The organism is Streptomyces beijiangensis (genome assembly GCF_017315755.1).
Lineage (GTDB): Bacteria > Actinomycetota > Actinomycetes > Streptomycetales > Streptomycetaceae > Streptomyces > Streptomyces beijiangensis.
The window spans coordinates 1-399 of sequence record NZ_JAFLRJ010001027.1 but is presented as its reverse complement, the minus strand read 5'-3'; the positions used below and the strand labels follow the sequence as shown (position 1 = coordinate 399).

Sequence of the window (399 nt, the reverse complement as noted above, 5' to 3'; positions counted from 1 at the left end):
CGCGATCCGGATCGCGACGGTCGAGCCCAGGGGGACGAGGCGAAGGGTGGTGACCACCTGCTTGGCGTGCTGGACGGCGCGGGTGCCGGCCGAGGTATTGCCGTAGCTGACGAAGCCGACCGGCTTCCAGGCCCACTCGGGGCCCAGGTAGTCGAGTGCGTTCTTCAGGGTCGCGGGCATCCCGTAGTTGTATTCCGGCGTCACGACGACGAAGCCGTCGGCCTCGGCGACGATCGCGCTCCACCGGCGCGTGTGCTCTTGGTGGTAGATGCCGGTCGACGGGTGCTCCTCCTCGTCCAGGAAGGGCAGTTGGAGATCGCCGATGGCCAGCGGCACGAGGTCCGCATCCAGCGTGCGGGCGCACGGTGCGAGCGTCTCGGCCAGCCACTCGCCGACGGC

General features: G+C 69.9%; 1 protein-coding gene. It reads right to left on the bottom strand.

Features of this window, described 5'->3' with window-relative positions; all coding sequences use genetic code 11:
- The coding region (locus J0695_RS40400) for an NADPH-dependent FMN reductase (protein WP_242553775.1) at nt 1–399 on the bottom strand (399 nt) is incomplete at both ends.